The 16,023-nt window shown below is 69.3% G+C and carries 18 protein-coding genes; 5 read left to right on the top strand and 13 right to left on the bottom strand.

Translation table 11 applies throughout. From position 1 onward, the window contains the following. Window position 1: 1 nt before the first annotated feature. From STVA_RS06555 to infA, 6 genes are all read right to left on the bottom strand, one after another. The gene (locus STVA_RS06555; RefSeq protein WP_123689398.1) at window positions 2-805 is read right to left on the bottom strand and encodes a hypothetical protein; all 804 of its coding nucleotides are present in this window, start codon (window positions 803-805) and stop codon (window positions 2-4) included. Window positions 806-904: 99 nt separating this feature from the next. Beyond that, window positions 905-1,768, bottom strand: a complete 864-nt coding sequence (locus tag STVA_RS06550; protein ID WP_123689399.1) for a TauD/TfdA dioxygenase family protein — start codon at window positions 1,766-1,768, stop codon at window positions 905-907. A 14-nt stretch (window positions 1,769-1,782) separates the two neighbouring features. Further along, on the bottom strand, window positions 1,783-3,102 hold the full coding sequence (locus STVA_RS06545) for a TRAP transporter large permease (protein WP_123689400.1): 1,320 nt from the start codon (window positions 3,100-3,102) through the stop codon (window positions 1,783-1,785). Then, window positions 3,102-3,602: a TRAP transporter small permease gene (locus STVA_RS06540; protein WP_123689401.1), complete on the bottom strand. Its 501-nt coding sequence runs from the start codon at window positions 3,600-3,602 to the stop codon at window positions 3,102-3,104. The genes STVA_RS06545 and STVA_RS06540 overlap by 1 nt, the downstream gene beginning before the upstream one ends. Window positions 3,603-3,682: 80 nt before the next feature. Beyond that, on the bottom strand, window positions 3,683-4,672 hold the full coding sequence (locus STVA_RS06535) for a TRAP transporter substrate-binding protein (RefSeq protein ID WP_123689402.1): 990 nt from the start codon (window positions 4,670-4,672) through the stop codon (window positions 3,683-3,685). A 233-nt stretch (window positions 4,673-4,905) separates the two neighbouring features. Next, the gene (gene infA / locus STVA_RS06530; RefSeq protein ID WP_123689403.1) at window positions 4,906-5,184 is read right to left on the bottom strand and encodes a translation initiation factor IF-1; all 279 of its coding nucleotides are present in this window, start codon (window positions 5,182-5,184) and stop codon (window positions 4,906-4,908) included. Between the two features lie 178 nt (window positions 5,185-5,362). On the opposite strand from infA, the gene STVA_RS06525 reads away from it, so the two are divergent. From STVA_RS06525 to STVA_RS06515, 3 genes are read left to right on the top strand one after another with little or no spacing between them, the layout of a single operon-like run. Continuing rightward, complete coding sequence (locus STVA_RS06525) at window positions 5,363-6,466, top strand: Kelch repeat-containing protein (RefSeq protein ID WP_123689404.1); 1,104 nt, start codon at window positions 5,363-5,365, stop codon at window positions 6,464-6,466. Window positions 6,467-6,526: 60 nt separating this feature from the next. Beyond that, entirely contained in the window at window positions 6,527-6,736 is a 210-nt protein-coding gene (locus STVA_RS06520) for a DUF3185 family protein (RefSeq protein ID WP_123689405.1), read from the top strand. A 37-nt stretch (window positions 6,737-6,773) separates the two neighbouring features. Continuing rightward, a complete protein-coding gene (locus STVA_RS06515; RefSeq protein ID WP_123689406.1) occupies window positions 6,774-7,403 on the top strand; it encodes a nucleotidyltransferase family protein in 630 nt (209 codons plus the stop codon). On the opposite strand, the gene STVA_RS06510 is transcribed toward STVA_RS06515, so the two are convergent. Together STVA_RS06510 and STVA_RS06505 are read right to left on the bottom strand one after the other, a co-directional pair. After that, window positions 7,315-8,160 carry a Stf0 family sulfotransferase gene (locus tag STVA_RS06510; protein ID WP_170216425.1) on the bottom strand — a complete coding sequence of 282 codons (846 nt, stop codon included), beginning with the start codon at window positions 8,158-8,160 and terminating at the stop codon, window positions 7,315-7,317. The genes STVA_RS06515 and STVA_RS06510 overlap by 89 nt on opposite strands. Next, on the bottom strand, window positions 8,150-8,983 hold the full coding sequence (locus tag STVA_RS06505; RefSeq protein WP_123689408.1) for an outer membrane protein: 834 nt from the start codon (window positions 8,981-8,983) through the stop codon (window positions 8,150-8,152). Before STVA_RS06505 ends, STVA_RS06510 begins: the two co-directional genes overlap by 11 nt. Between STVA_RS06505 and STVA_RS06500 the strand changes: the two genes are divergently transcribed. Next, entirely contained in the window at window positions 8,982-10,574 is a 1,593-nt protein-coding gene (locus STVA_RS06500; RefSeq protein ID WP_123689409.1) for a GMC family oxidoreductase, read from the top strand. The two genes, STVA_RS06505 and STVA_RS06500, sit on opposite strands and share 2 nt — an antisense overlap. 256 nt (window positions 10,575-10,830) lie before the next feature. Then, window positions 10,831-11,319 (top strand): GNAT family N-acetyltransferase, encoded by a 489-nt coding sequence (locus STVA_RS06495; RefSeq protein ID WP_123689410.1) that lies wholly within the window; start codon window positions 10,831-10,833, stop codon window positions 11,317-11,319. Window positions 11,320-11,344: 25 nt separating this feature from the next. Here the strand turns inward: STVA_RS06495 and STVA_RS06490 are convergent, their stop codons facing one another. The 5 genes from STVA_RS06490 to STVA_RS06470 all read right to left on the bottom strand — a co-directional run bounded on the left by STVA_RS06490 (window position 11,345) and on the right by STVA_RS06470 (window position 16,013). Beyond that, entirely contained in the window at window positions 11,345-12,310 is a 966-nt protein-coding gene (locus STVA_RS06490) for a tripartite tricarboxylate transporter substrate binding protein (protein ID WP_123689411.1), read from the bottom strand. Window positions 12,311-12,358: 48 nt separating this feature from the next. Continuing rightward, entirely contained in the window at window positions 12,359-13,858 is a 1,500-nt protein-coding gene (locus tag STVA_RS06485) for a tripartite tricarboxylate transporter permease (RefSeq protein WP_123689412.1), read from the bottom strand. Then, on the bottom strand, window positions 13,846-14,334 hold the full coding sequence (locus STVA_RS06480) for a tripartite tricarboxylate transporter TctB family protein (RefSeq protein ID WP_170216427.1): 489 nt from the start codon (window positions 14,332-14,334) through the stop codon (window positions 13,846-13,848). Before STVA_RS06480 ends, STVA_RS06485 begins: the two co-directional genes overlap by 13 nt. 148 nt (window positions 14,335-14,482) lie before the next feature. Then, complete coding sequence (locus STVA_RS06475; RefSeq protein WP_123689414.1) at window positions 14,483-15,253, bottom strand: class I SAM-dependent methyltransferase; 771 nt, start codon at window positions 15,251-15,253, stop codon at window positions 14,483-14,485. Window positions 15,254-15,335: 82 nt separating this feature from the next. After that, window positions 15,336-16,013: an SOS response-associated peptidase gene (locus tag STVA_RS06470; RefSeq protein WP_123689878.1), complete on the bottom strand. Its 678-nt coding sequence runs from the start codon at window positions 16,011-16,013 to the stop codon at window positions 15,336-15,338. Between the last annotated feature and the right edge of the window lie 10 nt (window positions 16,014-16,023).

The raw sequence follows: 16,023 nt of genomic DNA, 5'->3' as shown, positions 1-16,023 counted from the left end.
ATCAGACCGGCAGGCCGACGCGCCGGTACATGTCGACCAGCCGTTCGCGCCGGCCATCCTCGGTGTGGAACGACCCGGCATTGGTCAAGTGCAAAACATGGATCGGCGCGTGCCAATGGTCGGGGTGGCACCAGCTGCCATCGGCCCGGCGGTGCGGGATGCGCCAACTGCACAGCCAGTTCATCGTCGGCGGCAGGCGGGCATAGCCGCCGACATCCAGGACCGCGACATTGAGCGCATCCTGCTCGGCCAGGCGGTCATAGGGCAGGCGCCGGGCCTGCTCGAGCCGCCCGGCGAAGGCTGCCCATAGCGGGGAATCGGCGGCGGCGGCGAAGAAGCCCGAATTGATGCCGGCCATCGGCTGGAGCCGCCGCGCGATCGCCTCGCCATAGATGCGCGCCACGCGCTGGCGCCGCTGGGCATGCCACAGGCCGGCCGCCGCCGGCTGGCTCATCATCACGTAGGACGGGTCGTTCTCGGTGGCGACAGCCAGGGGTGCCGCCCGCCGCAGGCAGGGCGCGATGCAGGCAGCCAGGCCATGGCCATCGAGGAACCGCAGGTCGGAATCGACCCAGACATAGCCGTCATGGCCGGGGAACATCGCCGGCAGGTACGGCCGGCAGGTCTGGGCATAGGCGTGGTCCGGCGCGTCGGGGAAGCGCGGCACCATCGGGTCCGGCGCGGCAACCCGCACGCCCTGGGCGGCGAGCCACCCCTCCTGCTCGGCCGTCAGGCCCAGCGACACGAAGACCACCTCTACCGCCACGCCGTGCAGCAGCCGGGCCGCGGCCACGAGGCTCGTCACGCAGGCCCGTGCAAAGTCGAAATAGCGCGCGTCCGAGGCCAGAACGCAGCAGTAGCGCGGTACTTGCGGCGGCGCCGCGGTCACTGCCGTGGCGCCCCGTCAGCAGGTCGGCCCGGCGTCCTTGACGGTGATGCGCCACAATGTCCGCGGCTGGGCGGGGTCGGCCAGGGGCGCGGAATGCAGCAGGCAGCAATTGTCCCAGATCACGACGTCGCCCTCGGCATAGTTCGGCCGGTGGAGGTACTTCGGCTGGGTCGCATGGGCTTTCAGCTCGTCCAGCAGGGCCACGCCCTCGGCGTCGCCCATGCCGTCGATCCCGAACGAACTGCCCGACACGGCATAGAGGGTCGGCCGGCCGGTGTGCGGATGGCGGCGGACGAGCGGGTGGCGGACCCAGTCCATCTTCGCCTTCTGTTCCGAAGACAGCGGCGAGGCCGCCGTGCGCGAGCGTTCGTCGAGGTCGTCGCGGTTGCCGTAATGGTGGCGGCAGACCAGCCCGTCGATGCGCGCCTGCATGTCGGCCGGCAGGTCTTCCCAGGCCTGGCGCAGGTTGGCAAAGCCGGTCCCTGCGCCCTGGTCGGCGATGCGGATGGCGTGCAGCATGGTGCAGCGCGCCGGCACCGGCAGGTAGGAATAGTCGGTGTGGTAGTAGGTGCCGCCATCCATCAGGCCGGTCGGCTGGCCGTCCACCACGACGTTGGACAGGATCAGGATGTTCGGATCGGCCGGATGGTGGAACTGGTCGATGACATGCGGCTCCGGCCGGCCGAAGCGCCGGGCGAAGGCCAGGTAGCGCGCCGGATCGAGCCCCTGCTGCCCCGGCAGGATCACCACCAGGTGGTCGTGGAGCGCCTGCTCCACGACCGCGAAGGTGGCGTCGTCGATGCCGCCGCGCAGGTCGATGCCGGTCAGGCGGCAGCCCAGGGCGTCCGACAGGGGCTCGATCTCAGGCATCGTCGTCATCTCTCCGGCAGGGATCAGCGCAGGAACTCGGGCGAGATCAGGCTGGGCAGGAACAATGTCACCTGCGGCCACAGGATGACGAGGATCAATACGCCCAGCATGGGCAGCAGCATGATCATCGTATCCTTGATGACGTCGGCCAGCCGCAACCCGGCCACCGAACAGGCTATCATCAGGCAAAGCCCGTATGGCGGCGTCACCAGCCCGAAGGCTAGCGAGACGATCCCGATCATCGCGAAATGCACCGGGTCCAGCCCGGCCGTGCGGGCCACCGGGTCGAGGATGGTGCCGACGATGATGATGGCGGGGATGGCATCCAGGAAGCAGCCGACGACCAGGAACACGGCCGCCACCAGGAAGCCGACGCCGATCGGCCCCAGTTCCCACGCCTGGACGCCGGCCAGGATCGCCTTGGGGATCTGGTAGTAGGCCAGCAGCCAGCCGAAGGCGCTGGCCGTGCCGACGCAGAAAAGCGCGACCGCCGCCAGCCGGCCGGTATCGAGCAATGCGTTGTAGAAGCCCTTCGTGTCCATCTCGCGATAGACGCAGAAGGACAGCACGCCGGCATAGAGCACGGCGATGCAGGCCGACTCCGTCGCCGTGAACCAGCCGAAAATCTTGCCGCCGATGATGATGCCGGGCGTCATCAGGGCCGGGATGGCGACGAAAGAGGCGCAGAAGAACTCCCGCCAGGTGGAGCGCTGGTAGGTCGGGTAGCCGCGCATCTTGGCGTAGATGTGCACGGTCGCCATCTGCACCAGCGCGATCAGCAGGCCGGGGATGATGCCGGCCAGGAAGAGCGCACCGATCGACACGGTCAGGATGCCGCCCCAGACGATCATCAGGATCGACGGCGGGATTATGACCGCCAGCACGGCCGAGACGGCGGTGATCGCCACCGAGAAGCCGTCGTCGTAGCCTTCCTTGCGCTGGGCCTCGATGAAGATCTTCGACTGGCTGGCGGCGTCGGCCGTGGACGAGCCCGAGATGCCGGCGAAGAAGAAGGACAGGACCACGTTGATCTGCGCCAGGCTGCCCGGGAAGTGCCCGACCATGGTGCGCGACAGTGTCATCAGCCGGTCGGTGATGCCGCCGACATTCATCAGGTTGGCGGTCAGCAGGAAGAACGGCACCGCCAGCAGGATGAAGGAATTGTAGGCGTTGAACGTTTCCTGCACGAGCGTCATGGGCGACAGATGCGGCTCGATCAACAGGATCGGCAGGCAGGCCAGGCCCAGCGCGAAGGCGATCGGCACGCGCAGCGCCATCAGGCCGAAGAACAGGCCGAAAAGAATGATCGACGCCATGCCCGGCGTCAGAACGGCGGCACCCATCAACCCTGTCCCCCGGCCAGCGTGCGGAAATCGTCGACGACCTGTTCACCCAGGAACACGATCCAGACGAACCCGGTCAGCGGCCAGGCGATGTGGATCATCCAAAGCGGAAGCTCGGCCAGTTCGGATATGCGGTTCCAGCCGAAGAGCGTGAACTCCCAGCCGGCGAAGAGGAAGGTCAGCGCAAAGACCAGGATGGCGAAGCGCGAGATCAGGTTGATGCCGGCGGTCAGGCGCGGCGACTTGTGCGACCACAGGTCGACGTCGAAATGCGCGCTTTCGCGCACGCCGACCATGGCGCCGATCATCACCATCCACACGAAGAGGAAGCGGGCCATCTCCTCGGTCCAGATGTAGTGCGGGATGATCGCCGTGAAGCGCGAGAAGATCTGCAGCGTCACCGGGATCACCAGGATCAGCACCGAGACGCAGAGCAGGAACGAAAGGATCTGGTGGCAGGCCGCGGTCAGCGAGCGCCACACGCCGGGGGAGCCGGTCACGCCACGTCTCCTGGAATGTCGGAAAGACGAGCTCCGCCGGTCCCGCGACCTGCCGAAGGTCGCGGGACCGGCGGTTCAACTCACTTGGTCGCGTTGATCTGCGCGAAGATGGTGTCGACGCCGATGTCCTTGGCGTAGGCCGCCATCACCGGGTCGACCAGCTTCTTCATCTGGTCGCGGTCGGCGAAGGGGATGCGCTTCAGCTTGCCGGCCTTCTCGAGCGCGTCGAGCTTGGCGGAATCCTCGGACGATTCGACCTGGCGGCCATAGGCGCCGGCTTCCTTGCCGGCCCGCAGGACGGCCTGCTGCAGATCGGGCGGCAGCTTCTTGAAGGTCTTGCCCGAGAAGCAGATCGGCCGGATCGTGATGGCGTGCTCGGTCATCGCGAGGTTGGGCCCGACCTCGTAGAACTTCATCTGGTCGACGCCGGCCGCCTCGTTCTCGCCGGCATTGATGACGCCGTTCTGGATGGCGTTGTAGACCTCGTTATAGGCGATGACCGTGGGCGACAGGCCGGCCGCCGCGAAGGCCCGGCTCCAGATCGGCGCACCCTGCACGCGGACCTTCAGGCCCTTCATTTCGGCCAGGTTCTTCACCGGCTTGTTGACGAAGATGTTGCGCACGCCGCCGCCGGCATAGCCGATCAGCATGACGTCGGCCTTCTGGGCGATCTCGTCGGCGATCGGCTTCAGCAGGTCGGCGTCCAGCACCTTGTTCCAGTGGTCGAGGTCGCGGAACAGGAACGGCGCGTCGATGAAGGGGGCCGCGCGCGAGAATGTCGACATGTGCGCCGGCGAGACGATGCCGTAGTCGACCGCCTTGCCCTGGGCCATGTACTCGAAATACTGCTTTTCGAGACCCAGCTCGCTGTTCTTGTGCAAGGTGAAGTTGATCGGCTTGCCGTAATACTGCTTCACCAGTTCCTCGAAGCGCACGAGGGCCTTGGTGAAGGCGTGGTCGTCGTTGAATTGCGAGGCGCCGCTGAGGGTGATCGTCTGCGCGCCGGCGGGCGCCATGACACCCAGCCCGGCAACCGCGACGACGGCACCCAGGAAATGCTTCCAGTTCATCTATGTCTCCTCCCGAGACGGGCGATGCCCGCTATTGGCTTCGGCCTTATGCGCCGATTGTTACCAATCCAGACCATAGCCGCGGCCGGCGGCATTTACCAGAGCGTGTACATCGCCCCGATCGGTCGAGCATGTTCCGGGATGGATAGGCCAACGCCGAAAGCCGGGCAAAATGCCCGGCAAAATCTTCCTGGAGGGGTGGTGGTGCCGGCCGGACTATCCGGCCGGCCTGCTCAGCGGCGGCGCTGGAACTGCGGGCGACGGGGTGCTGCGCTCACGACCGGGGCGCGCTCGTCCTTGTGGCGGAAGGTGATTCGCCCCTTGGTCAGGTCATAGGGGGTCATCTCGACCGTCACGCGATCGCCGGCGAGAATACGGATGCGATGCTTACGCATCTTGCCGCCGGTGTAGGCCAGCATCTCGTGCCCGCTGTCGAGGCGGACGCGGAAACGAAACTCCGGGAGCATTTCCAGGACGACTCCCTCGAACTGGATCAGATCTTCTTTTGCCACGTACCCTCCTGCTAGGTGGGCGCGGATGCGCCCTGCGGATCAGCGGCCGGCATGCCGGCCTCGGCCGCTTATATAGAATAGTCCAGGGAAAAATTCAGGCGGAATCGCGACCGGCCCATGGCGGCTCCGCGCCGCCGGACGCTATCCTGCGGCCCCTACCTTCGAGGAGTTCGCCGCGATGGTCCAGCACAAACGTCAAGGCCTGCCGTCGGCGCCCGGCCGGCGTACCTTCCTGGCGACCCTGGGTGCCGGGGCCGCGGCGACCCTCCTGCCCCGCTTGGCCGTGGCCCAGCACGCCCAGCACGACCCGCTCCTGTCGCACCTGCGCCATGGCGGGCCGGTGGCGATGCCGCCCGAGGCCGAGACCCAGCGCTTTCTCTATTCGCCGGCCCCGCCCGCCGCCGATCCCGGCCACTGGGTGCAGCGCGCCCCGCTGCCGCTGCCGCGCAGCGAGATGGCCTGGGCCACGGCCATGCAGGGGCGGATGCATGTCGTGGGCGGCTACGGGCTGCAGCGCGTCGACCGGCCCTACCACCATTATTATGATGCCGCGGCCGATGCCTGGCGCGATGCCGCCCCCCTGCCGCGCGGCGCCAACCATGTCGGCGTCGCCGCCGACGGCGACAGGATCTATGCCTGCGGCGGCTTCATCGAGCAGAACCGCGCGCCCTTCAGCGCCTGCTTCGTCTATGCCGCGGCCGAGAATGCCTGGCGCGAGATCGCCCCCCTGCCCGGCCCGCGCGGCGCCATCTCACTGGTCGTGCTGGACGGGCGCATCCATGCCATCGGCGGGCGCGACGTGCGCTCGGTCGACGCCCACGACGTCTACGACCCGGCCGCCGACCGCTGGAGCCGCCGAGCGCCCATCCCCGGCCCGCGCGACCATGCCGGCGGCGTCGTGGTGGACGGCCGCATCCATGTCATCGGCGGCCGGATGGATACCTTCCACTTCAACACCGGCCTGCACCTGGCCTACGACGCGGCGGGCGACCGCTGGGAAGAACGCGCGCCGATGCCAACGCCGCGCAGCGGCCATGGCGCCGTGCTCTATCGCGGCCGCGTCTTCTGCATGGGTGGTGAGGGCACCCGGCGCGTCTTCGGCCAGAACGAGGGCTACGATCCCAAGGCCGATAGCTGGGCCGCCTACGCGCCGATGCCGACCCCGCGCCATGGCCTGGGAGCCGCCCTGGCCGGCGACATGATCCATGTCGCCGGGGGTGGGCCGGTGATGGGCGGGATGATCCAGACCGCCTATCACGAGGCGTTCCACCTGGCCGGCTGACGCCGATGGAACCTTTGCCGGCCGCGTCCGTTCCCGTCGTCAACTCGACGGAGGCACAACATGCGGTCCAGCGGCATTCTCGGCATCGTTCTTCTATGCGTCGGCGCGATCCTTCTGGTCTTCGCCTGGCGGGCGGCCAATGCGCCGGTCGACCAGGTGGTGAACTCGCTGACCGGGCGCTTCACCGACGGCACGATGATCTACATCCTGGGCGGCATCGCCGCGGTCGTCGGCGGCGTCTTCCTGATGGCATTCCGCCCGCGCGCCTGAACAGCCAGGGTCGCCAGCCAGCCCGCCGGTCGCAGCCGTGAGCGGCTGCGGCCTGGCGGCCCTGGAGGCAGCGCTGGCCCCGGCCCCCTGGTTCCGGGAACTCTGGCCCAGCCTGCCCGGGCTGGGCCTGCCGCACGCGACCGTCGTGGCCGGCGCCATCGCCCAGACGGTGTGGAACCACCGCACCGGGCGCGCGCCCGGGCACGGCATGGCCGACATCGACATCGTCTATTTCGACCCCGATGACCTGTCGGCGCAGGCCGAGAAGGTGGCCGAAGCCCGCCTGACCCGGCTCTTCGCGGCCCTGCCGGTACGGCTCGACGTCAAGAACCAGGCGCGCGTCCACCTGTGGTACGAGGCCAGATTCGGTCGCGCCATCCAGCCCTATCGCTCGGTGGACGACGCCATCGCCACCTATCCGACCACGGCGACGGCGATCGGCATCCGGCCCGACGGTGCCGGCGGCATCGCCTGCTGCGCGCCCTTCGGGACGGACGACCTGTTCGCGCTGGTCGTGCGGTCGAATTACCGCCTCGTGTCGCAGGCCGTGTACGAGGCCAAGGCTGAGCGGTGGCGGGCTATGTGGCCCGAGCTGCGGATCGTGCCCTGGGGCTCTTCGGGCCCCAATCGAGCGTCTGCCGATAGCGGCGCAGCCATTCTTCCTTGACCGGATCGGCCTGACGCTCCAGCGGGGATGCTGCCAGCGCGAAGGGCGGCAGGCCGTCGGCCACGCCCATCAACGCGCAGATGCCGCGGCAGGCCGGGTCGGGATCGGCCACCAGGTCCTCGTACCAGACGACGAACGGCGTGATGCCGGACTGCTCGAATCCCACCTGCCAGCAGCGCTCGTCGGCGGCGATCATGCCAACCGCGCGGTCGATGTCGCGCCAGGAATAGCGGCCCTGGAACGTGGCGCCGTCGCGGCCACGCAGGCGGCGCCATTCATCGGACTGCAGGGCCACCAGGTAGGAGATGGCCTGGGCCACGAGATCGCGCCTGCGCAGCCAGACGATGCGGCTGCCGCGGACCAGCGCGCGCACGGACGGGTCGTCCAGGTGCGGACGCAACTGGCTGAAGTGCGCCTTCACGCCGAAAACGCCGTTGGCCGAGGTGCGATGGCGGACCAGGGCGCGGATATAGGCATCCATGCCGCCCGGCCCGTCGATCGACGCCAGGCCCAGCCGCTGCGTCAAGGCCGGGATCGTGTGTTCGCGGTTGAAGTATTCGCCGGGCGCGCCCATCCGGCCGGTCCGCCACAGCAGGTCGGCCAGCAACTGGCTGCCCGATCGCGGGCTCTCGGCCAGCAGATAGGGCCGCGCACGACCGACGAAGGTCGGGAAATCGTAGCCGGCCGAGACGATCGGGTTGCCACGCACGAACGCCGGTGCGCTTTCGTGCGGCACCCCGGCGGCGTCAGAAGGCATGGCGCAGCCCGATGGAGATGCCATGGCTGGCGAGATCCGACCGCGTGCCGTCGATCGGCAGCGACACGGTGCCGGACGTCCGCACGCGCGTGGCATCGCCGCGATCGCTGTCGACCCGGCCGAAATCTGTATAGCGATACGCGATCTCGAGCGTCAGCGCGTCGGTCAGGCGGATGCCCGTCCCCGCCGTCGCCGTCCAGGCGAAGCCGGTGGACGTGCCGCCCGGCGTCGTCACCGTCTGCGATATCCCGGGGAAGCTGAGGGTCGTGCGGTCCAGCCGGTTGCGAGAGACGCCGGCGCCGAGGCCGACGAAGGGCTGGAACGGGCCCAGGTCCAGGGCCACCAGCGGCGCCAGGTCGAGATATCCCGTGACCATGCCGCTCAGCGTCGAGACCTCGCCGTCGACCGCCTGCCCGCCGGCCACGGGGAAATTGGCCTGGCCGTCGAAGCCGAAGCCGGGCCGCCAGCCGACCGTCAGGTCAATGCGGAAGCGCTCGTCGATGCGATAGCCGATGCCGCCGCCAAAGGCAGCCGAGCGCCCGAAATCGCCGCTGGCGCGCGCCAGGCAGCCATAGAGCGGGATCGCGGCCGGGTCCGTCCCGCCGCAGTTCCAGTCGCGGAAGCGGGCACTGGTGCCCGTCTCGAAGCCGGCATCGACGCGGCCGTACCAGCCCGGCGGTTCGGCCGTCGCAACTTTCGTGGCCAGGAACGGCAGCGGCGTTAGACCCAGGACGGCGATTGCCGCTAGACTCGCGCAATAGGCGAAACGGATGGTCAGCTGGCGAGCGTTCCGCAGGGGGCCGGCTGGGCGGGGGAAGTGCATGGAATTCGACTATGTGATTGTCGGGGCGGGTTCGGCCGGCTGCGTCCTAGCCAACCGGCTGTCGGAGGACCCGGCCGTCAGCGTGCTGCTGCTGGAGGCGGGCCCCGACGATCGGCTGCCGTGGATCCACATTCCGGCCGGCTTCATCAGAATGCTCGACGACAAGCGGGTCAACTGGGTTTACCGCACCGAGCCCGAGCCCGGCACCAACAATCGCGCCATGCTGTTCCCGCGCGGGCGGGTCCTGGGCGGGTCGAGCTCGATCAACGGCCTGATCTATGTCCGCGGCCAGCGCCAGGACTTCGATTCGTGGGCGCAGTCCGGCATCCGCGGCTGGTCCTATGACGATGTCCTGCCCTACTTCAAGAAGGCCGAGTCGAAGGCCGGCGGCGATCCCGCCTATCGCGGCAAGGATGGCCCGCTGACGGTGGACGAGTTCGCCGACCACCACCCGCTGACGCACGCCTTCGTCAAGGCCGGGCAGGAAGTGGGGCTGCCCTTCAACCCCGACACCAACGCCGCCGAGCAGGAGGGGGTCGGCTATTACCAGCAGACCCGGCGCGGGCGGTTCCGGGCATCGACCGCGCGCGCCTACCTGAAGCCGGTGATGGACCGCCAGAACCTCAAGGTCGAGACCGGTGCGCTGGCCACCCGCGTCATCGTCGAGCAATGGCGGGCGACCGGCATCGCCTTCACCCAGGGCGGCGAGGACCGCGTGGTCCGCGCCCGCCACGAGGTGATCCTGTCGGGCGGGTCCATCAACTCGCCCCAGCTCCTGCAGGTGTCGGGCATCGGCCCGGGCGAGCACCTGCGCCCGCTTGGCGTGCCGATGGTGCACGAGCTGCCGGGGGTCGGGCGCAACCTGCATGACCATTTCGTCAGCCGCATCGTCCACCGCATGAAGGGCATCGCCAGCATCAACGAACTGTCGCGCGGCTGGCGGCTGATGATCGAGGCGGCCAAGTATGCAGCACTCGGCCGCGGCATCCTCACCTACTCGGCCGGCAACGGCGTCGGCTTCATGAAGACCCGGCCCGGCCTGGAGGCGCCAGACTTCCAGCTTTCCTTCGCTGCCGCCAGCTTCAAGGACGGCGTGCTGGGCCAGCTCGACGACGAGCCGGGGGCGACGCTGGGCGGCTGGCAGCTACGGCCGGAAAGCCGCGGATCGGTCATGATCAAGTCGGGCGACCCGCACGAGGCGCCGGCCATCCGCCCCAACTACCTGGCGGCGGAGACCGACCGGATGGTGACGGTGGCGGGCCTGAAGATGAGCCGCGCCATCCTGGAGGCGCCCGCCTTCGCCCCCTGGAACGCGGGCGAGAAGCATCCCGGCCTGGCCGTGCAGACCGATGCCGAATGGCTCGACTATGCGCGCGCCAACGGCACCACGGTCTATCACCCGGTCGGCAGTTGCAAGATGGGCCGCGACCGCATGGCCGTGGTCGACCCCGAGCTGCGCGTGCACGGGCTGGACGCGCTGCGCGTGGTCGATGCCTCGATCATGCCGATCATGGTGTCGGGCAACACCAATGCCGCCACCATCATGATCGCGGAGAAGGCGGCCGACATGATCAAGGCCGCGCGCAAGTGAAGCCGGTTGACCGCAGGCACCGCCCGGCCCGATGATCGCGCCCGTGAACGCATCCGTCCTCGCCACCGCAAGCCGACGTCGACGCCGCAAGGCCGCGGCGGGTTTGCCATGGGCTGAAGGACAGGGGAGGAGCGCCGGGCCGCACGTCGACTAGCGTCCCCTACCCCCCTCCACCGTTCACCCTGGAACCCGCCGAAGCGCTTCGGCGGGTTTTTTCGTGCCCGCCATTCACCCCCTGCCCAGCAAGGAGCCGCGCATGACCGAGCCTGCCACCCAACCCGTCACGATCCGCCGCGCCCAGGCCGCCGACGCGGGCGCGGTCCGCGCGCTGACCCGCGCCGCCTATGCCCGGTGGGTCCCGCTCATCGGCCGCGAGCCGATGCCGATGCGGGCGGACTACGAGCATGCCGTCCGCGCGCACCTGGTCGACCTGCTGTTCGTCGGCGACGAGCTGGCAGGCCTGATCGAGATGATCGACGAGGGCGACCATCTGCTGGTCGAGAACGTGGCGATCGCGCCGGACCGCCAGGGGCACGGCCATGGCCGCACGCTGCTGGACCATGCCGAGCAGGTCGCGGCCAGCCTCGGCCGGCCGGAGATGCGGCTCTACACCAACAAGGCCTTCGCCGGGAACGTCGCCTTCTATGGCCGGCGGGGCTATGCGATCGACCGCGAGGAGCCGTTCAAGGAGGGTTTCACGGTCTATATGAGCAAGAGGCTGCCGGCACCGCCCGGTCCCCGATGACGGGAACCGGGCGGTCCGGGCCGGACTACTCGATCTGGGCGCCGGAGGTCTCGACCACCGGCTTCCAGCGCGCGATCTCGCCCTTGTAGAAGGTCTCGAACTCCTCCGGCTTGGAGGCGACCACGACGCCGCCCAGGTCGAGCAGGCGGGCCCGCACGTCGGGCTCGGCCAGCGCCTTGACGACGGCGGCATGGATGGTCTCGACCACGTCGCGCGGCGTCTTGGCGGGCACGACGATGCCGAACCATGCCGACACGTCGTAGCCGGCGACCCCGGCCTCGCGCATCGTCGGCACGTTGGGGTATTGCGGCGCGCGGTTGACCGTGGTGACGGCCAGCGGCTTCAGCGTGCCGGCCTGCACGTGGGCCACCGTCTCCGGGAAGTTGTTGACGATCAGCGACACGTTGCCAGCCAGGCAGTCGTTGAGCGCCGGGCCCGCGCCGCGATAGGGGACGTGCAGGATGTCGACGCCCGCCAGCACCTTGAACAGATGGCCCGACATGTGGAGCGAGGTGCCGTTGCCCGACGAGGCGAAGGAGACCGTGCCCGGCTTTTCCTTGGCGATGCGGATGACGTCGGCAACGGTTTCGGCCGGGAAGCCCTTGCAGGCGCTCAGCACGTTGGGCACGCCGACCAACTGGGTGATGCCGGCGAAGTCCTTCACCGCGTCGAACGGCAGCTTCTTGTACAGGCTGGGGACGATGCCGTGGGTGGCGACCTGGGTCAGCAGCCAGGTGTGGCCGTCGGCCGGCGCCTTGGCGACGATCTCGGCCCCGACATTGCCGGCGGCACCCGGCTTGTTGTCGACCACGATCTCCCACTTCTGCATCTCGCCCACCTTGGCGGCGACGACACGGGCCAGGATGTCGGTGGCGCCGGCGGGCGTGAAGCCCACCACCATGCGGATCGGCTTCTCGGGGAACTTGGCGGCGGCCGGGATCGCGGGCGCGATCGCCAGGGCGGCGGCCGCCAGCAGCGGGATGGTCTTCATGAATCCTCCAACGATGTTCTTGTCGATGGGACGGCCGCAGGGTCGTTCCTATTCCTGGAACATTTCCTTGCGGCTCTTGCGGAAGGCCGGCAGGACGATGGCCAGCAGCAGCACGGCCGACACCGCCAGCAGGCCGAGGCTGATCGGCCGGTCGATGAAGACGCCCGGGTCGCCGCGCGACAGCAGCATCGCCCGGCGCAGGTGCTCTTCCATCAGCGGGCCCAGCACGAAGCCCAGCACCAGCGGCACCGGCTCGCATTCCAGCTTCATCAGCAGGTAGCCGACGAAACCGAAGAGGATGGTGACATAGATGTCGAAGGCACTGTTGTTCAGGCTGTACACGCCGATCGCCGAGAACACGAGGATCGCCGGGTAGAGCAGGTCGTAGGGCACCTTCAGCAGCTTCACCCAGATGCCGACCAACGGCAGGTTGATGACCAGCAGCATGATGTTGCCGACCCACATGCTGGCAACCAGCCCCCAGAACAGGTCGGGCTGGCGTGACATCATCAGCGGCCCGGGCTGGATGCCCTGGATGATGAGGGCGCCCACCATCAGCGCCATCACGGCATTGGTCGGCAGGCCCAGCGTCAGCAACGGGATGAACGAGGTCTGGGCGGCGGCGTTGTTGGCCGATTCCGGCCCCGCCACGCCCTCGATCGCGCCCTTGCCGAATTCGCCGGGGTTGCGGGAGATCTTCTTCTCGAGCCCGTAGGAGGCGAAGCTGGCCAGGGCCGCCCCGCCGCCCGGCAGCACGCCCAGGAACGAGCCCAGCGCCGTGCCGCGGATGGCGGCGGGCGCCGCCCGGCGGAAATCCTCGCGCGTCAGCCACAGGCGGCTGATGGCGCCGATGCGCGCGGTGCGCCAGTCGGCCGTCTCGAGGTTGCGGATCACCTCCGACACGCCGAAGAGGCCCAGCACGACCGGCACGAAGCCGATGCCGTCGGACAGCTCCTGGATGTCGAAGGCGTAGCGCATCTCGCCCGAATTCACGTCGGTGCCGACCAGCCCCAGCCCCAGCCCGACGAAGATCATGGCGATCGCCTTCGGCACCGAGCCATGCGCCAGCACGACCGAGGCGATCAGGCCCAGCACCATCAGCGAGAAATACTCGGCCGAGCTGAACTTCAGCGCGACCGTCGTGAGCAGCGGCCCGGCCACGGCGATGAACAGCGTCGCCACCGTGCCGGCGAAGAACGAGCCCAGGGCCGCCGTCGCAAGGGCGGCCCCGCCGCGGCCCTGCTGGGCCATGGCATAGCCGTCCAGCGTGGTGACGACCGACGAGGTCTCGCCCGGCAGCTTGATCAGGATGGCCGTGGTCGAGCCGCCATACTGGGCGCCGTAGAAGATGCCGGCCAGCATGATGATGGCCGAGGTCGCCGGCAGGCCGAAGGTGATCGGCAGCAGCAGCGCGATGGTGGCGACCGGGCCCACCCCGGGCAGCACGCCGATCAGGGTGCCGAGCAGGGCGCCGATGAAGCAGAAGCCGATGTTGGTCGGCTCCAGCGCGACGCCGAGGCCGAACCAGAGACCGCTCAGAACGTCCATGGCCAGACCTTCATGGTAACGCCGAGACCCCAGACGAAGATCGCGACCGAGAAAGCCGCCATGCCGACCGCCAGGGCCAGCACCCGCAGGGGCTGGCCGACATTGCCGGCGAGGCTGGCGACGCCGACCAGGACGATGGTGGCGACCACGAGGCCCAGCCGCTCGATGGTCAGCGCGAAGGCCAGCAGGGCGGCCAGGATCCAGATGGTGGCGACGATCGCCATGCGCTCCACCGGCGGCCCGGGCTGGACCAGCCCCTTCAGGAGCACCAGCCCGCCCATGAAGGCGAGCGCGCCGAAGACCAGCATCGGCATGTAGCCGGGCCCCATGCGGGCCGCCAGGCCGATGCGGTACTCGTTCAGCCAGAGGCCGGCCAGCCCCAGGCCCAGGAACATGATCCCGGCCAGCACGTCGCGCGAGCATATGCGGGCCTGCAACGGGCCGCTGTCGGCCGACCCGGCCATCCCCTCAGTCATCATCCCTCCCAACGCCCGCCCCCAGGCTCGCCCGGATCTTCCGGCACCGCCATTGGCGGCGCCTGCCCCCTCGTCCGACAGCCCTTCTACCCGCTGGGCATCGGTTGCGGAAGGGTCCGGCGGATCGCCGATCGCGGCGTGCCGCGCTTCATGCCAGGGGCCGGGTGACGATCAGGTGGTCCTGGTGGTGGGGCCGGTCGGCGCGGACCAGCGGGCGGCCGCACCAGTCACCCGGCTCGCGCCCGCCGACGACCAGCCCCGCCGCCGCCACCGCGCCATCGAGCTGGTCGGGATCCCACGCGGCGAACAGGTCCTTGCCGAAGCGGGTCAGCAGGGGGTCCCGCGGGCCGGCCAGCAGCGTCCGCCCCGATGGCCAGTCGGCCACCCTGGCCGTCCCGGCCGCATCCAGCAGGAAGAAGGTCAGCAATCCGCGCCCGCCCGGCTTCAGCACGCGGGCAAGTTCTGCCAGGTAGTGGCGGGCGGTGGGTCCGTCCAGGTGGGTGAAGACCGACAGCGACAGGGCGCGGTCGATCGAGGCGTCGGCCGCGGGAAAGCGCCACGCCCCGACCGGCACGCGGCCGCGCGGGTTCAGGTGTGGCTCGTCGATGTCGGCATGGACGAAGGTGAATTCCGGGCGCCGCGCCGCGATGTTCCGCCGGCACCACTCGATGCCCTCCCGCCACACGTCGAAGCCGACATAGCCGCCCGGCGGCCGCAGCAGGTCTGCCAGCGCGATGGCGATGCGCCCGGTGCCGCAGCCGATGTCGAGAACCATATGGTGGGGCTCGAGTTCGGTATCTTCTACCAGAAGCTCGCGGTAGCGATGGCCGACGCGTTTGAACTGGTCGGGCCCGGTGCTGCCGATCCATTGCAGGTGACCGGCCGGCGGCAGGTCGAAAGTTCCGTTTTCCGCAGCCATGCGGTCAAATCCAATGTGCGCTGTGCTGCTCCCCCGGGGCGGAGGCTAGCCTATGCACGCGCGAAAAACACCCCATAAGCGCCTACAGCAAAAGCGTTTCCGGCGCCTCCAGCAGCAGGTCGGGGTCATCGTTGCGCACATTGCCGACCCGCTGCGACACCGGATAGGCGACCAGGGCCGCATCCGGCGCCGGCCGCAGCAGCCCCGTCACGGCATCGGCGGGGCCGGCCAGCCAGCGGTCCCAGTCGGCCTCGTCGAGGATGACGGGCATGCGGTCATGGATCGGTCGCAGCCGGTCGTTGGCATCGGTGGTGACGATGGTGAAGCTCTCGACCGCGGGCGATCCGTCCGCCGGCTGCCAGCGCTCCCACAGCCCGGCGAAGGCGAACGGCGCGCGGTCGGGACGGACCATGCGCATCGGCCGCTTGGCCTTGCCGGCCCCCTGCCACTCGTAGAAGCCGTCGGCCGGCACGAGGCAGCGCCGCTCGCGCAGCGCGTTGCGATAGGCGGGCTTCACGGCCAGCGTGTCGGCGCGGGCATTGATCATCGAGAAGCGCGCGTCCGGCCCCTTCGACCAGGACGGGATCAGGCCCCAGCGCAGCAGGTCGAGCCGCCGCCCCTCGCCGCCCGGCCGCACCACCGGGGCGGACTGGGTCGGCGCCAGGTTGTAGCGCGGCGGCAGGTTGGGCAGCGGTCCGGCGGTACGGAACAGCCGGGCGATCGCCTCGGGCGCGGTGGTGATGCTGTAGCGGGCGCACATGGCCGGCGCG

Origin of the sequence: Stella humosa, from assembly GCF_006738645.1 — a bacterium.
Classification (GTDB): domain Bacteria; phylum Pseudomonadota; class Alphaproteobacteria; order ATCC43930; family Allostellaceae; genus Allostella; species Allostella humosa.
This window is presented reverse-complemented; position numbering and strand designations above follow the sequence as displayed.

What these genes read in the sequence shown, in the direction of transcription:
- STVA_RS06525 (WP_123689404.1), top strand. Translation starts at nt 5,363, where the DNA reads ATGGTCCAGCACAAACGTCAAGGCCTGCCGTCGGCGCCCGGCCGGCGT.
- STVA_RS06480 (WP_170216427.1), bottom strand. Translation starts at nt 14,334, where the DNA reads ATGACTGAGGGGATGGCCGGGTCGGCCGACAGCGGCCCGTTGCAGGCC.
- STVA_RS06470 (WP_123689878.1), bottom strand. Translation starts at nt 16,013, where the DNA reads ATGTGCGCCCGCTACAGCATCACCACCGCGCCCGAGGCGATCGCCCGG.
- STVA_RS06500 (WP_123689409.1), top strand. Translation starts at nt 8,982, where the DNA reads ATGGAATTCGACTATGTGATTGTCGGGGCGGGTTCGGCCGGCTGCGTC.
- STVA_RS06490 (WP_123689411.1), bottom strand. Translation starts at nt 12,310, where the DNA reads ATGAAGACCATCCCGCTGCTGGCGGCCGCCGCCCTGGCGATCGCGCCC.
- STVA_RS06495 (WP_123689410.1), top strand. Translation starts at nt 10,831, where the DNA reads ATGACCGAGCCTGCCACCCAACCCGTCACGATCCGCCGCGCCCAGGCC.
- STVA_RS06535 (WP_123689402.1), bottom strand. Translation starts at nt 4,672, where the DNA reads ATGAACTGGAAGCATTTCCTGGGTGCCGTCGTCGCGGTTGCCGGGCTG.
- STVA_RS06510 (WP_170216425.1), bottom strand. Translation starts at nt 8,160, where the DNA reads ATGCCTTCTGACGCCGCCGGGGTGCCGCACGAAAGCGCACCGGCGTTC.
- STVA_RS06520 (WP_123689405.1), top strand. Translation starts at nt 6,527, where the DNA reads ATGCGGTCCAGCGGCATTCTCGGCATCGTTCTTCTATGCGTCGGCGCG.
- STVA_RS06550 (WP_123689399.1), bottom strand. Translation starts at nt 1,768, where the DNA reads ATGACGACGATGCCTGAGATCGAGCCCCTGTCGGACGCCCTGGGCTGC.
- STVA_RS06475 (WP_123689414.1), bottom strand. Translation starts at nt 15,253, where the DNA reads ATGGCTGCGGAAAACGGAACTTTCGACCTGCCGCCGGCCGGTCACCTG.
- STVA_RS06485 (WP_123689412.1), bottom strand. Translation starts at nt 13,858, where the DNA reads ATGGACGTTCTGAGCGGTCTCTGGTTCGGCCTCGGCGTCGCGCTGGAG.
- STVA_RS06545 (WP_123689400.1), bottom strand. Translation starts at nt 3,102, where the DNA reads ATGGGTGCCGCCGTTCTGACGCCGGGCATGGCGTCGATCATTCTTTTC.
- STVA_RS06505 (WP_123689408.1), bottom strand. Translation starts at nt 8,983, where the DNA reads ATGCACTTCCCCCGCCCAGCCGGCCCCCTGCGGAACGCTCGCCAGCTG.